The sequence below is a fragment of the Antarctobacter heliothermus genome (assembly GCF_002237555.1).
Classification (GTDB): Bacteria; Pseudomonadota; Alphaproteobacteria; order Rhodobacterales; family Rhodobacteraceae; genus Antarctobacter; species Antarctobacter heliothermus_B.
Map to the genome: position 1 here is coordinate 4189514 of NZ_CP022540.1, position 14658 is coordinate 4204171.

10 protein-coding genes are annotated in these 14658 nt (G+C 63.4%); 6 read left to right on the forward strand and 4 right to left on the reverse strand.

From position 1 onward, the window contains the following. Window positions 1-62: 62 nt before the first annotated feature. The gene (locus ANTHELSMS3_RS19875; RefSeq protein WP_157733590.1) at window positions 63-3152 is read left to right on the forward strand and encodes a hypothetical protein; all 3090 of its coding nucleotides are present in this window, start codon (window positions 63-65) and stop codon (window positions 3150-3152) included. Between the two features lie 78 nt (window positions 3153-3230). On the opposite strand, the gene hppD is transcribed toward ANTHELSMS3_RS19875, so the two are convergent. Continuing rightward, window positions 3231-4328, reverse strand: a complete 1098-nt coding sequence (gene hppD, locus ANTHELSMS3_RS19880; RefSeq protein WP_094036381.1) for a 4-hydroxyphenylpyruvate dioxygenase — start codon at window positions 4326-4328, stop codon at window positions 3231-3233. A gap of 119 nt (window positions 4329-4447) precedes the next feature. On the opposite strand from hppD, the gene ANTHELSMS3_RS19885 reads away from it, so the two are divergent. Beyond that, window positions 4448-4924 (forward strand): Lrp/AsnC family transcriptional regulator, encoded by a 477-nt coding sequence (locus tag ANTHELSMS3_RS19885; RefSeq protein ID WP_094036382.1) that lies wholly within the window; start codon window positions 4448-4450, stop codon window positions 4922-4924. Window positions 4925-4933: 9 nt separating this feature from the next. Here the strand turns inward: ANTHELSMS3_RS19885 and ANTHELSMS3_RS19890 are convergent, their stop codons facing one another. Together ANTHELSMS3_RS19890 and ANTHELSMS3_RS19895 are read right to left on the reverse strand one after the other, a co-directional pair. Beyond that, entirely contained in the window at window positions 4934-7360 is a 2427-nt protein-coding gene (locus ANTHELSMS3_RS19890) for an ATP-dependent helicase (RefSeq protein ID WP_094036383.1), read from the reverse strand. A gap of 83 nt (window positions 7361-7443) precedes the next feature. Further along, complete coding sequence (locus ANTHELSMS3_RS19895) at window positions 7444-7941, reverse strand: hypothetical protein (protein ID WP_094036384.1); 498 nt, start codon at window positions 7939-7941, stop codon at window positions 7444-7446. 122 nt (window positions 7942-8063) lie between these two features. Here ANTHELSMS3_RS19895 and ANTHELSMS3_RS19900 point away from each other — a divergent pair, with 122 nt between their 5' ends. Beyond that, a complete protein-coding gene (locus ANTHELSMS3_RS19900; RefSeq protein ID WP_094036385.1) occupies window positions 8064-9203 on the forward strand; it encodes an alpha-hydroxy acid oxidase in 1140 nt (379 codons plus the stop codon). 6 nt (window positions 9204-9209) lie between these two features. Here ANTHELSMS3_RS19900 and ANTHELSMS3_RS19905 read toward each other — a convergent pair whose 3' ends face one another. Next, window positions 9210-9653 (reverse strand): BLUF domain-containing protein, encoded by a 444-nt coding sequence (locus ANTHELSMS3_RS19905; RefSeq protein WP_157733591.1) that lies wholly within the window; start codon window positions 9651-9653, stop codon window positions 9210-9212. A 259-nt stretch (window positions 9654-9912) separates the two neighbouring features. Between ANTHELSMS3_RS19905 and pyc the strand changes: the two genes are divergently transcribed. The 3 genes from pyc (at window position 9913) to ANTHELSMS3_RS19920 (ending at window position 14613) form a co-directional block, all read left to right on the forward strand. Further along, window positions 9913-13356 (forward strand): pyruvate carboxylase, encoded by a 3444-nt coding sequence (gene pyc, locus ANTHELSMS3_RS19910; protein WP_094036387.1) that lies wholly within the window; start codon window positions 9913-9915, stop codon window positions 13354-13356. 260 nt (window positions 13357-13616) lie between these two features. Continuing rightward, complete coding sequence (locus ANTHELSMS3_RS19915) at window positions 13617-14222, forward strand: YegJ family protein (protein ID WP_094036388.1); 606 nt, start codon at window positions 13617-13619, stop codon at window positions 14220-14222. Window positions 14223-14226: 4 nt separating this feature from the next. Further along, window positions 14227-14613 (forward strand): VOC family protein, encoded by a 387-nt coding sequence (locus ANTHELSMS3_RS19920; RefSeq protein WP_094036389.1) that lies wholly within the window; start codon window positions 14227-14229, stop codon window positions 14611-14613. The last annotated feature ends 45 nt before the right edge of the window (window positions 14614-14658 follow it).

Genomic DNA, 14658 nt, shown 5'->3' on the forward strand with positions numbered 1-14658 from the left:
TATATAATTGAGACGCTGCGCTAGGACTCCCGCAGTGATGGCAGGCCTGATAAGAACCGCACATGACACCAAATTTTGCGCTCTCGCTCTCATTCGAAGGTATCGCCCTGCTCCGGCGGATGGGTCCACGTTGGGCCCTGATTGATGATGTCCCGCTGGATCACGACGACTTTGATTCGCAGGTTCTGAACCTGCGCGATCAGGCCGAACGCCTTGATCCGACCGGCGCACAGGTGGCGCTGATCATCCCCAACGAACAAATCCGTTATCTGGATCAGCTTGATCTTGGCGGCGATGAGATCACCCGCGACACTGCCATCCGCGCCTCACTGGACGGGGCAACGCCCTATGCGGTGTCGGATCTGAATTTCGACTATGTGGTGAGCGGCGGGCGGCTGCAAGTTGCGGCAGTGGCCAACGAAACGCTGGATGAGGCGCAAAGCTTTGCCCGCGAACACGGGTTTGAACCGGTCTGTTTTCTGGCAAAGGCGCCTGACGACAGCTTTGACGGGCCGGTGTTTTTTGGCAAGGCGGCCAACTGGGGGCGTGTGGTGACACGCCCGGCCCGTGCGATTGAGATTGTTCCGGCGGATGCGGCCGCGCTACGCCCCCTGCCCAAGCCGGAACTTGCAAACGCACCTGCGCCGAAACCGGTCAAACAGCCTGAGCCTGAGCCTGAGCCGGTTGTTCAGGACGTGCCGGTTGTTGAGAAAGAGCCGGTTGTTGAGGAACAGGGTGTTGAGGATCAAACGGGTCTGGACTCTGCATTGGATGCTTTGGACTCTGACGCCTCGGAGCCTGACGATCAGATCTCCGACGTTCTGGCCCCCAAGCCCATTGCCCACCCCAAACCGACACCTCAGCCGGAATTTCACCTGAAACCGGACCCTGCCCCGGCAGCACAGGTGCAATCGACGCCACCCCCCGCCGAAAAGGATGCCGCGCAGCCTGATCCGGGCGCGCCCAAGGCACCCGCCGCGCCGCGCGCGCCGATCGCCCCGCCGGCCGCACCAGCCGCTGCGAAACCGCTGGCGGCACCGTCGATGGACGCGCCACAGGTTCCCCGGCAACCTTTGGTAAACCCGCTGGCCCCGCCCGCTGCCGCGACGCCGAAAACCCCGGAGCTGTCACAGGCCGCCCCGCCTGCCGCAGCGCCGTCTGGCCCCGGCGCAGAATCCGACAGGCCCCCGGCGTTTTCGACGATCCGCGCCGGGCGCAGCCTGCCCGGAGGGTCCGCCCCTGCCCTGACCGGAGAATTCAAACCCCGGTTCACACCTGTCAGCCCGCGCGGCTCTGGCATGCCAGAGCCTGCCGATCCGACATCCGCCGATCCGAAACCGTCTGGCAAAACCGGCTTTTTCGCAACGCCGACCGCCTCGGCGCTGCTGGCGCAGGCCGCTGCTGCTGTTGATGCGACAGAGGCCGCCGCAACCACCGGGCCTGACGGCAAACCGGCCGCAGGCGCGGCCCCGAAACGCACCGAGCTGCCGCCGCGGCTGAAAGCCAGAGCCAAGGCCCCGGCAAAATCCGGCCTCAAGGCGCTGCCCAAAACCGTCGCAGCCCGGGCTGCCGGTCTGGCCGCCACCCCGACACGCAAACCCAAGACGGATGAGGGGATCGCCCCGCCCGTGGCCGCCCGTGAGGCAGCGCCAATTGCGGTACCTGCGCGCAAAGGCCCCCGGCCCAACCCGCTGGCCAAGCTGGCCGCGCTGCGCGGACCGCGCCCCAACGCCGAAATCGGCGGACCGGCCTTTGCGACCGGCGGCGCGGCGGCTGCCACGGCGTCCCCCGGCCATGCGATGTTCGGATCGTCGGAGGAACGGGACCGGATGACCGTCTTTGGCGCGCGCGACCGCGACGCCACCCGCGGCAAACCACGCTATCTGGGCCTGTTGCTGACCGCTTTGCTTTTGATGTTCCTGTTAGGTGTTGCGGCCTGGGCGTCGGTGTTCCTGGACGAAGGACTGGCGCGGCTGTTCCGGTCCAACGATGACGCACCGGCCAGCGCGGTCGCATCGCTACCCGATGGTGCGGACACCGGCGTTGTGCTCGAATCCGCCACGCCCGCGGTTGTGTCTCCGCCAGTTGTCTCCTTGCGGCCGGTTGCCCGACCGGCCGAGGACGTGCGGCTGGCGGCGCTGGACACCCCCGAGGTCACGGACGCGCCACCGGTTGCCCCGCTGTCGGTGCCGATCGACCCGCGCCAGTTGACCAGCGAAGAGGCCGCTGCGACCTATGCCGCTACCGGCATCTGGCAGCGCTCCCCGGTCAAGCCGATGACGCCGCCTGCGGACGGGGTTGAGGACATCTATGCCGCCTCGATTGATCCTAGCATCCAGATCTTTGACGCGGTCGCCCTGCCCGACGCCAAAGAGTTGGAGCGCGAAGCGGCACTGGCGGACCCCGGCCTGCCACCGCCCGCCGGACTGACCTTCGATTTCGACCAGCGCGACGTTGTTCGTGCGACCCCCGAAGGCGCACTGACGCCGGATGGGCTGCGGATTTTTACGGGCCGCCCGCCGGTCATTCCGCCGCTGCGGGGCGAAAACACCTCGGCCGCGCCGGACCCGGACGCGCCGGATGGCGCAGCCCCGGTGCCACGCGTGCGCCCGCGGGCCCGCCCCAGCGACATCATTCAGCAGCGTGAGCGCAGTCAGTTGCGTGGCATCACCCGCACGGAACTGGCCAGCATCCGACCGACCATGCGGCCAAAGACCGTGCAGGAGCAGGCCGAACTCGACACCCCGGACGCCACCGAACAGGCGGTTGTGCGGTCCTTGGTGCCGGTGGGTCGTCCGCGCAACATGGATGCCATCGTCGACCGCGCAGACCGCAGCATCGCCCCCAGCCCGGTGCAGACAGCCGCCGTTGCCGTGGCCCCCCGCACAGTTGCACCCAGCATTCCGTCCAGCACCAGCGTCGCCCGCTCTGCCACGCTGGAAAACGCGATCAACCTGAAAAAGATCAACCTGATCGGCGTTTATGGCACCTCTGACAACCGTCGCGCGCTGGTGCGTCTGGCCAATGGCAAATACCAGAAGGTCAAGGTTGGCGATCGGCTGGACGGCGGTCAGGTGACGGCCATCGGCGAAGATGCCTTGCGCTATTCCAAGGGCAGTCGGAACCTGACGCTCCAGATGCCGAGCGGCTGAGAAATCTCGTCCTCGGACACGAAAAACCCCACCGGATGTCCGGTGGGGTTTTCTGTTTTGGGCGTTTGAGGACGGTGGTCAGGCCGCGCCGTCCAGCTCACCGCTGTTGATCTGCTCTTGTTCGATGGACTCGAACAGCGCCTTGAAGTTGCCCTCACCGAACCCGTCATCGCCCTTGCGCTGAATAAACTCGAAAAAGATCGGTCCGATCACGGTCTTGGAAAAGATCTGTAGCAGGATGCGGGTTTCGCCGCCGTCGACCACGCCTTCGCCGTCGATCAGAATGCCGTGTTTCTTCATCCGGTCCAGCGGCTCATCATGGCCCTGCACCCGGTCATAGGACATGTCATAGTAGGTGTCCGGGGGGCCGGGCATGAACTTGACGCCCTTCTCGGCGATCTGGTCGGTGGCGGCATAGATGTCGCGCGCGCCCACAGCGATGTGCTGAATGCCCTCTCCGTTGTACTTTTTCAGATAGGCGACGATCTGGCCCTTTTCACCGCGGTCCTCGTTGATCGGGATGCGGATACGGCCACAGGGAGAGGTCAGCGCACGCGACAAAAGCCCGGTGAATTTGCCCTCAATGTCGAAAAAGCGGATTTCGCGGAAGTTGAACAAGTTGCCGTAGAACTGGAACCACTTGTCCATGTTGCCCTTGAAGACGTTGTGGGTCAGGTGATCGAGGTAGTAAAAGCCGACGCCGCGCGGTTTGGACTGTTCGATCCAGTCAAATTCGGCGTTGTAGGGCGAGGTGTCATAGTACTGGTCGGTGAAGTAGATCAAGCTGCCGCCAATGCCCTTGATCGCGGGCCAGTCGACGGTCTTGTCAGTCCCCTCATAGGGTTCCGCGCCCTTGGCGATGGCATGGTCATAGGCGTGCTGCGCATCGACGACGCGCCATGCCATCGACGGTGCGCAGGGGCCGTGTTCGGCGACGAACCGTGACGCGAAACTGTCCGGTTCGGCGTTCAGGACATAGGTGATGTCGCCCTGCTGCCAAAGTTCGATCTGTTTGCTTTTGTGGTTGGCGACATGGGCATACCCCATGCGGGCAAAGAGATCGCGGAGTTCCTGCGGCTCCGGGCTGGCGAATTCGACAAATTCGAACCCGTCAGTGCCGGCGGGGTTCTCTTCGGTGATCGTGGCCTGCGGGGCGTCGTGCGGGAAGGGTCCCATGCGTCTCTCCTGCTGTGAAAGTCTTGCTGTCAATGTACCTTTACCAAGGCGCGGCGTTTGCGCATTATTGAGCGATACGGATCACAACACGCGCATTATGCGCATGAACAGACAGATATATGCAGAATAGCCGCACATCCCTGGATGCCACGGACATCGCGTTGCTGGACGCGGTGCAGCGCGACGGTCAGGCCACGGCGCAGCAACTGGGCGAGACCCTGCACCTGTCACCCAGTCAGGCAGGTCGGCGGCGGCAGCGGTTGGAGGAAGCGGGCGTCATTCAAGGCTATCGCGCACGGTTGGACCCGGACAAGCTGGGTCTGGATGTGCAGGCCTTTGTTCAGGTCCAACTGGCGCGGCACGGGGCCAAGGAGGGCACGGATTTTGCGCGGCTGCTGCGGGTCCGACCAGAGATCGTCTCTGCCTGGACCATGACCGGAGAGGCGGATTACCTGCTGCGGGTCTATTGCCCGGATCTGGCCGCGCTCAACCGGCTGATTCATGAGGTTCTGTTGGCGCATCCGGTGGTGGCGCGGGTGCATTCCCAGATCGTCATGGATCAGCCGAAGGCCGATGCGCCCTTGCCCATCGGGTGACGGGACGCGCTAGAACGGCACGTCGTCGGCAGTATGAATGAAGCGGGCGACGACCTTTTTGGTGCCTGCCTTTTCGAATTCAATCTCCAGCTTATCGCCCTCGATCCCGAGAATCGCACCGTAGCCGAATTTCTGGTGAAACACGCGGTCGCCGACCGTGTGGACCGACACCGCCTCAAGGTCGATCACCTGTGAGCGGCTTTCGCGGGGCTGGCTGACGGGGCGTTGGTTCTGCCGCTCCTGAAGCCGTTTCCAGCCGGGGGAATTGTAGACATTTGCCTCTGCCGCGCGTTTTTCGACGCCCGAGGAATAGCCGCCCATGCCACCGCTGGTCGCCGCACCGTAGCCACCGCCATACAGGCCGGGGGGAGTCAGCACCTCGACATGTTCCTCTGGCAGTTCATCGACAAAGCGCGAGGGCATCTGCGATTGCCACTGACCAAAGACGCGGCGGTTGCCCGCAAAGCTGATGGTACAGACCTCTTCGGCGCGGGTGATGCCGACATAGGCCAGCCGCCGCTCCTCTTCCAAGTTCTTTTGTCCCTGGATTCCGGGTTCGTCCATGCTGCGCTGCGACGGGAACAGCCCGTCCTCCCAGCCCGGCAGGAAGACCACCGGAAACTCCAGCCCCTTGGCCGCGTGCAGCGTCATGATCGACACCTTGGCCCCCGCCTCATCCTTTTCGTTGTCCATGACCAGCGCGACATGTTCGAGAAACCCCTGAAGGTTTTCAAAGCTTTCCAGCGCCTTGACCAGTTCCTTGAGGTTTTCCAGCCGGCCGGGGGCCTCTGGTGTCTTGTCGTTCTGCCACATGCCGGTGTAGCCGCTTTCGTCCAGAACGATCTCTGCCAGTTCCATGTGGCTGACGTCCTTGTCGCCGGTCATGCGCCCCCAGCGGGCAAGGCCCACGATCAGCTCGCCCAGCGCCTTGGCGCCTTTGCCCTTGATCGCCCCCTGTTCGACCGCCAGCGCCGCCCCGTCCACAAGGCTGACGCCGTTTTCACGGGCGATGCGCTGGATGGTTTGCTGTGCCTTGTCGCCAAGGCCGCGCTTGGGCGTGTTGACGACGCGCTCAAACGCCAGATCATCGGTGGGGGACACGACAAGGCGGAAATAAGCCATGGCATCGCGGATTTCCATCCGCTCATAGAATCGCGGGCCGCCGATGACGCGGTACGGCAGGCCGATGGTCAGAAAGCGGTCTTCAAACGCGCGCATCTGGTGGCTGGCGCGCACGAGAATGGCCATGTCGTCCAGCGAATAGGGCCGCATCCCGCGGGTGCCGCCCTGCATCGATTCGATTTCCTCACCGATCCAGCGTGCCTCTTCCTCACCGTCCCAATGGCCGATCAGGCGTACCTTTTCGCCGTCCTGCGCCTGTGTCCACAGTTCCTTGCCCAGACGCCCGGTGTTGCCCCGGATCACGCCCGAGGCGGCGGCGAGGATATGCGGCGTAGAGCGATAGTTCTGTTCCAACCGCACCACATGGGCGCCGGGAAAATCCTTTTCAAACCGCAGGATATTGCCCACCTCGGCCCCGCGCCAGCCATAGATCGACTGATCGTCGTCGCCGACGCAGCAGATGTTCTTGTGCTGTGACGCGAGCAGGCGCAGCCAGAGATACTGCGCCACGTTGGTATCCTGATATTCGTCCACAAGGATGTAGCGGAACCAGCGTTGGTACTGCGCCAGAATGTCCGGGTGGGTCTGAAAAATGGTGACCATGTGCATTAGCAGATCACCGAAATCGACGGCGTTCAGTTCCAGCAGGCGGCGCTGATAGGCGGCGTAGAGTTCCGGCCCGCGATGGTTGAAGGCCCCACCGTCCGCTGCCGGCACCTTGTCCGGCGTCAGCGCGCGGTTTTTCCAGCCCTCGATGATGTTGGCCAATTGCCGCGCGGGCCAGCGTTTGTCGTCGATCTCCGCCGCCCGCACCAGTTGCTTGAGCAGACGCAACTGATCGTCGGTGTCGAGAATGGTAAAGTTGGACTTCAGATGCAGGCCGGGCTGCGAATCGGGCCCCTCAACCACCTGATCGGTGTTGGCCTCGGCGGTGATCAGCTCGGCGTGGCGGCGCAGCTGTTTGACACAGATCGAGTGGAACGTACCCAGCCAAGGCATGCCCTCAACCGTCTGGCCCAGCATGCGGCCTACGCGCAATTTCATCTCGCGCGCAGCCTTGTTGGTGAAGGTCACCGACAGGATTTCGTTCGGGCGGGCGCGGCCGGTGTTCAGCAGGTGGACCACCCGCGCGGTCAGCGCCTTGGTCTTGCCCGTCCCGGCCCCCGCCAACATCAGCACCGGGCCATCCAGTACCTCGACCGCCTCCCGCTGGGCCGGGTTCAGCTCATTCAGATAGGGGGCGGGGCGCGCCGCCATGGCGCGCGCCGAAAGCGAGGACGCCTCAAACGCGTCGAATTCGTCGAAACTGCTCATGGCGCCAATCTAGCGCCATCGCGCGGTCAGGGGAAGGGCGTGTTCGCCCTATGTTCGCCCCGCGTACGACGAATTTTCAACTGTCAGGCAGGGACAGCCTCGCCGGGGTGCACCGCCGGTTTGCGGCGCGTTGTGAAAAAGACCGGATTGGGCGCGGAGGGTTCGGCCGCCGGGGCCTGCGGCGCGCTGTCGGCGCGGGCCGGGGTGAGCTTGCACGCGGCGCGGCCCGCCAGCGAGGCCTGCGCCATGCGCGCCACGACACGCGGGGAAACACGCCCATCCAGCACGCAATGCAGCGTCGTCACGGCGTCAGAGTACAAATCCGTGATCTCGGTCACGTCGCGGGCCAACAGGATGGTGACCAGCCGCGGATTGCGCCGTTCCGCCAGCGCGGTCAGGCTGACAATCCGCTCTGCCCCGCAATCGGCGTCGATCACCAACACGTCGACCACCGCCCGGCGCAGGCAGGTCTCAGCCACCGCAAAACTGCCCGATCCTGTGACATGGATGCCCGATTCCAGAAAGGCGATCTGGCTGCGTTCAAGGCGTGTGGGATCAAGGTCGACAATCATCGCGTGCATGGGATGTCCTTTTCTATCGCTGAGGATCAACTTCCGCCAAGGCGCTTAAAATATGTTGAAGATTTGTCGAGAATGCCGGTGAGGTCACTTGCGTCCCGCCATGTCCCGCGCCAGATAGCGTCATGGATCTTCACAGTCGTTATTTGACCATCGCCGATCTGCGTCGCGCCGCGCGCAGACGCGTTCCGCATTTTGCCTGGGCCTATCTTGACTCGGCCACGGGGACAGAGGCCAGCGCATGCCGCAACCGCACCGCGCTGGACAATGTGCTGTTCACACCGTCGATCCTGCATGGAGAGGTGACGCCGGACCTGTCGGTGGAGCTGTTTGGCCAGACCCACCCCCTGCCCTTTGGCGTGGCTCCGGTGGGCCAGTCCGGGCTGCTGTGGCCCGGGGCGGAACGGTTGCTGGCGCAGGAGGCGACCAAGGCCGGTCTGCCCTATGCGCTGTCGACGGTCGCCAATGCCACACCAGAAGAGATTGGTCCCGAAACCGGCGGCAAAGGCTGGTTCCAGCTGTACCCCCCGCGCGACGTAGATATGCGCCGGGACATGCTGGCGCGGGCCAAGGCCAGCGGATTCAAGGTTCTGGTCCTGACTGTCGACGTCCCCGTCGCCTCGCGCCGCGAGAAACAGGTGAAGGGCGGACTGGTGCAACCGCCGCGCATCACGCCGCGCATCGCGCTGCAATGCGCCATGCGCCCGGCGTGGTCGCTGGCACGGATGCGCGCCGGGATGCCCCGCATGAAAACGCTGGACAAGTATTCCCAGGACAATGCCCCGCGCGATCCCACCGCCCACATTGGTTATCTCCTGCGCACAGCGCCGGACTGGGACTATCTGCGCTGGCTGCGCGATGCATGGGATGGGCCGCTGGTGGTCAAGGGTGTGCTACGCCCCGACGATGCCGCGCGGATGCAGGACGAAGGAGTCGATGCCATCTGGGTGTCAAACCATGGCGGTCGGCAGTTCGACGGTGTGCCGGGGTCGGTAGAGTACCTGCCCGGCGTGCGGGCGGCGACCACGCTGCCGGTGATCTTTGACAGCGGGATCGAAGGCGGGTTGGACATGCTGCGCGCCATCGCCCTGGGGGCGGATTTCGTGATGATGGGGCGCGCCTGGCATTACGCGGTCTGCGCGCTGGGGGATCGTGGTCCGGCCCATCTGATCGACATGTTGCGCCGGGATCTGGTGGCCTGCATCGGACAATTGGACGTTGCGCGCCCGGCTGATCTGCGCGGACAGGCGGTAACCGCAGGGTAGTCCGTTTCACCGTCCCGTGAGCGACCCCAGATCGCGAAACGTCGAAAAGAACCTTCGCACAAAAGTCGCCGCGCGTTTGTCCGACGCCTCGATCCGGTCAAGATCCTGTCTGACCGCCACAAATGCCTTGGCCCCCAGATCGTCATTTACACAAAGCGCGTCCGGTCTGGCAAAGGCCATGGTCCAGTCGGCAAACAACCGTTCGTGGACTTGGGATGATGGCAGGCTTTGGACGCCTCGGTGGAGGTCGTTCCGGGCGATTCGCTCAAAGACGCGATCGACGGCCGTTTCCTCCCCTTCGAGGATCTGCAGGAACGTCCCGTCGTGGTACATCAGCAACCCGGTGACGCCATCGCGCCTGTTGTTGCGCCGCGCCGCGCCAAGAATCTGCGCAAGATCATCGCGTGTCGCCAGCCTTACGGCAGAACTGAGGTAGATCAGCCGCTTCACGGCGTCCTCCGTTGATTTGGCCCAAAAGTACAAGGCGTTTCCGCGCGACGACGCTAAAATGATAGTCCGAACACAACCTTACGAAATCGGCGATTCCCCCCTTTCCAAGGGGCCCCGACCCCCGCCCTTCGCAAAATTTGCAAATGCGACCGCCATGACCGAATAATTTGCAAAACCCCCTTGCGCTGCGGCGCGGCACAGCCTCAAAGTAACAAAATTGCGCAAACGCGCCTCTGTGCCGAAAAGGGACCCCTGACTTATGGCTGATTTCGAAAAGATCCTGATTGCCAACCGGGGCGAGATCGCGATCCGTATCATGCGGGCTGCGAACGAAATGGGAAAAAAGACGGTCGCCGTCTACGCCGAAGAAGACAAGCTGGGCTTGCACCGCTTCAAGGCGGATGAGGCGTATCGCATCGGCGAGGGGCTGGGCCCAGTCCAAGCCTATCTGTCGATTCCCGAGATCATCCGCGTGGCCAAAGCCTGTGGCGCGGACGCGATCCATCCGGGTTATGGCCTGCTGTCGGAAAATCCCGATTTCGTTGACGCCTGCTCCGAGGCTGGCATCACATTCATCGGTCCCAAGGCCGAAACCATGCGCGCCCTTGGCGACAAGGCCAGCGCCCGCCGGGTTGCCATTGAGGCGGGTGTGCCGGTGATTCCCGCCACCGAGGTGTTGGGCGACGATTTCGACGCCATCGCCAAAGAGGCCGATGAGGTCGGCTATCCGCTGATGCTGAAGGCCAGCTGGGGTGGCGGTGGCCGGGGCATGCGCCCGATCGAAAGCGCCAAAGAGCTGAAAGACAAGGTGCTGGAGGGTCGGCGTGAGGCCGAAGCTGCCTTTGGCAACGGCGAGGGTTATCTGGAAAAGATGATCATCCGCGCCCGCCACGTCGAGGTGCAGATCCTTGGCGACAAGCAGGGCAATATCTATCACCTGTACGAACGCGACTGTTCGGTGCAGCGCCGCAACCAGAAAGTCGTGGAACGCGCCCCCGCGCCCTATCTGTCCGAAGCCCAGCGCGAAGAGATCTGCGAACTTGGCCGCAAGATCTGCGCCCATGTGAACTACGAATGCGCGGGAACTGTCGAGTTCCTGATGGATATGGACACCGGCAAGTTCTACTTTATCGAGGTCAACCCGCGTGTGCAGGTGGAACACACCGTCACCGAAGAGGTGACCGGCATCGACATCGTGCAGGCGCAAATCCTGATCGCAGAGGGCAAATCGCTGGCCGAGGCCACCGGCAAGGCGTCGCAATACGATGTGCGCTTGACGGGCCATGCGCTGCAGACCCGGATCACGACAGAAGATCCGTCCAACAACTTTATCCCCGACTACGGGCGCATCACGGCGTTCCGCTCGGCCACGGGCATGGGCATCCGTCTGGACGGCGGCACCGCCTATGCCGGCGGCGTCATCACGCGCTATTACGACTCGCTTTTGGTCAAGGTGACGGCCAAGGCACAGACCCCGGAAAAGGCGATCAGCCGGATGGACCGCGCGTTGCGCGAATTCCGCATCCGGGGTGTGACCACGAACATCGAATTCGTGATCAACCTGCTGAAACACCCGGTCTTTCTGAACAACCAGTACACCACCAAGTTCATCGACACGACGCCTGAGCTGTTCGATTTCAAAAAACGCCGGGACCGGGGCACCAAGGTGCTGACCTATATCGCCGACATCACGGTGAACGGTCACCCCGAGGTGCAGGGCCGCGCCCTGCCCCATCCGGACCTGAAACCGGCGCGCGCACCCAAGGTGCCATTGGAGACGCCGCCCGCAGGCACCAAGACCCTGCTGGACGAAAAAGGGCCGCAGGCCGTTGCAGACTGGCTGGCGGCGCAAAAGCAGGTGCTGATCACCGACACCACCATGCGTGACGGCCACCAGTCGCTGCTGGCGACGCGGATGCGCAGCCATGACATGATCAAGGTCGCCCCCGCCTACGCCCATATGCTGCCCAAACTGTTCAGCGTGGAATGCTGGGGCGGCGCGACATTCGACGTGGCGTACCGGTTCTTGCAGGAATGCCCGTGGCAGCGCCTGCGCGACCTGCGCGCGGCCATGCCCAATGTCATGACCCAGATGCTGCTACGCGGGGCCAACGGGGTTGGCTATACCAACTACCCCGACAACGTGGTGCAGTTCTTTGTCAAACAGGCGGCAGAGACCGGTGTTGACGTGTTCCGTGTGTTTGACAGCCTTAACTGGGTCGAAAACATGCGTGTCGCGATGGATGCGGTGCTGGAGAACAACAAGGTGCTCGAGGGCACGGTTTGCTACACCGGCGACATCCTCGACCCCGACCGCGCCAAGTATGACCTGAAATACTATGTCGCCATGGGCAAGGATCTGCGCGATGCGGGTGCGCATCTTCTGGGTCTCAAGGACATGGCCGGCCTGCTCAAGCCCAACGCGGCGGCGATGCTGGTCAAGACACTGAAAGAAGAGGTCGGCCTGCCGATCCACTTCCACACGCATGACACGTCCGGCGCGGCGATTGCCACCATCATGGAAGCGGTGCGCGCAGGCGTGGATGCGGTCGATGCAGCAATGGACGCACTGTCGGGCAACACCTCGCAGCCGACGCTGGGATCGGTTGTCGAAGGCCTGCGGTTCACTGAGCGCGACACCGGGCTGGACATGGCCGCCATCCGCGAAATCTCAAACTACTGGGAAGCGGTGCGCGGCCAGTACGCGGCATTCGAATCCGGCATGCAGGCGCCCGCGTCCGAGGTCTATTTGCATGAGATGCCAGGCGGCCAGTTCACCAACCTCAAGGCGCAGGCGCGCTCTCTGGGGCTGGAGGAACGCTGGCACGAGGTGGCACAGACCTATGCCGACGTGAACCAGATGTTCGGCGATATCGTCAAGGTCACGCCCTCGTCCAAGGTGGTGGGGGACATGGCGCTGATGATGGTCAGTCAAGGTCTGACTCGCGCCGATGTCGAAGACCCGTCAAAGGACCTGTCGTTCCCCGAATCCGTCATCGACATGATGAAGGGCAACCTTGGTCAGCCTCCTGGCGGATGGCCTAAGAAGATCCAGAAAAAGATCCTCAAGGACGAAAGGGCCTTTACCGATCGTCCGGGGCTGAAGGCCGCTCCCATTGACATCGACCAGGCGCGCAAGGATTTGGCTGCCAAGTTCGAGGATACGGTTTTTGATGACGAGGATCTGAACGGCTACCTGATGTACCCCAAGGTCTTTACCGACTACGCCACGCGGCACGAGACCTATGGCCCGGTGCGCACCCTGCCCACGCGGACCTTCTTTTACGGCATGGAGCCGGGAGAGGAGATCACCGCAGAAATCGATCCCGGAAAGACGCTGGAGATCCGCCTACAGGCAGTGGGCGAGACGCAGGAAGACGGCGACGTAAAGGTCTTCTTTGAGCTGAACGGCCAGCCGCGAACCATCCGCGTGCCCAACCGCGATGCCAAGGCCAAGACTGTTGCTCGCCCCAAGGCAGAGCTGGGCAACCCCAACCAGATTGGTGCCCCGATGCCGGGTGTTGTGGCCACCGTCGCGGTTACGGTCGGACAGACGGTCAAGGACGGCGATCTGCTGCTGACCATCGAGGCGATGAAAATGGAAACCGGCCTGCACGCCGAGCGGGATGGCACCGTCAAAGCCGTGCATGTGGCGCCCGGCGGACAGATCGACGCCAAGGATCTGCTGATCGAGTTGGAATGACACCGACAGTCGGCCCCGGATTCTCCGGGGCCGACCACGCCTGATCCTTTCCACGAGAATTTACCGAAAACCTTTTGATACTACGCGAAAAACGGGCACTGCCACATTCCCCGCGCACCGGCACGATGGACAGCGAGAGAGTGATCCGTCGCCCTGTGAAGAACCCTCAAATTCTCCAGTTATGACATGACGTTGCGGGCTGCCGTTCGGGTGGCTATGCTACGCCTCGCCGCTATTCCAGAATCGGGAAGGATTCCCGGATGCTTGTTCGACGTGTCATTGCTGTTCTCTGCGCCCTTGGCTCAGTGGCCACACTGGCCGTTGGCGAAACGCGCACCGAGGCCGAAGAAGAGGCGCTGGCGCGCATCTACGACCATCCCGGCCCGGTCCATATCATCCCGAACGACGCACTGCCGCCGGGCCTGTTGCCCACGTTGCATGTGCGCAGTTCCGATCCGGCGATGAACCGCGCCTTTGCACAGGCGCGCGCGTCCCTGCCTGCTGCTCTGGCCGCCACGGAAAAGAGTAATGGCTGGTTCTCGCCCTCGCTGGCGCTGTATATCGCGGTCTTCGTGAACGCGCCCGGCACCCCGATCGAATTTGTCTGGGTCGACAGCATCCAGCGCGATGGCAAGGGCTATCGCGGCAAACTGGCCGGGTCTGCGCGGTTTCTGCAGGACAATCGCCTGCGCGCGCCGATCAGCTTTCTCAACCCACAGATCGCCGATTGGGCGGTACAGGCCGAAGACGGCCGCTACTACGGGTACTTCACCACCCGCGCGCGTCTGCCCTCTCTGGACGAGCCGCTGGCGGCGAAGTTGCGCGCCCTGCTGGTGGGCAATCCCGTCCCCGCCCTTTGGAAATGACACGATGCACCTTGCCCTGATTGCGATCCTTGTGCCGACTTATGAGGACGGGTTGGCGTTTTTTGTCGATCAACTGGGATTCGAGGTGATCGAGGACACCGACATGGGCGGCGGCAAACGCTGGGTCCGGGTCGCCCCGCCCGGAGCACAGACCCAGTTCCTGTTGGCGCGCGCCGTGGACGACCAGCGCGCGTATATCGGACAGCAGGGCGGTGGGCGTGTCTGGCTGTTTCTGCATACCGACGATTTCGACCGCGACCACGCCGCGATGAGCGCCGCAGGTGTGGCCTTTGCCGAGGCCCCGCGCCATGAACCCTATGGCACCGTCGCCGTTTTTACCGATCCGTTCGGCAACCGCTGGGACCTGATCGAACCTGCGGCGGCAGACTAACGCACGCGTCCTGGCTCTTTGCATCTATTCCGTCCACACGGCGCA

What these genes read in the sequence shown, in the direction of transcription:
- ANTHELSMS3_RS19875 (WP_157733590.1), top strand. Translation starts at nt 63, where the DNA reads ATGACACCAAATTTTGCGCTCTCGCTCTCATTCGAAGGTATCGCCCTG.
- hppD (WP_094036381.1), bottom strand. Translation starts at nt 4,328, where the DNA reads ATGGGACCCTTCCCGCACGACGCCCCGCAGGCCACGATCACCGAAGAG.
- ANTHELSMS3_RS19885 (WP_094036382.1), top strand. Translation starts at nt 4,448, where the DNA reads ATGCAGAATAGCCGCACATCCCTGGATGCCACGGACATCGCGTTGCTG.
- ANTHELSMS3_RS19890 (WP_094036383.1), bottom strand. Translation starts at nt 7,360, where the DNA reads ATGAGCAGTTTCGACGAATTCGACGCGTTTGAGGCGTCCTCGCTTTCG.
- ANTHELSMS3_RS19895 (WP_094036384.1), bottom strand. Translation starts at nt 7,941, where the DNA reads ATGCACGCGATGATTGTCGACCTTGATCCCACACGCCTTGAACGCAGC.
- ANTHELSMS3_RS19900 (WP_094036385.1), top strand. Translation starts at nt 8,064, where the DNA reads ATGGATCTTCACAGTCGTTATTTGACCATCGCCGATCTGCGTCGCGCC.
- pyc (WP_094036387.1), top strand. Translation starts at nt 9,913, where the DNA reads ATGGCTGATTTCGAAAAGATCCTGATTGCCAACCGGGGCGAGATCGCG.
- ANTHELSMS3_RS19915 (WP_094036388.1), top strand. Translation starts at nt 13,617, where the DNA reads ATGCTTGTTCGACGTGTCATTGCTGTTCTCTGCGCCCTTGGCTCAGTG.
- ANTHELSMS3_RS19920 (WP_094036389.1), top strand. Translation starts at nt 14,227, where the DNA reads ATGCACCTTGCCCTGATTGCGATCCTTGTGCCGACTTATGAGGACGGG.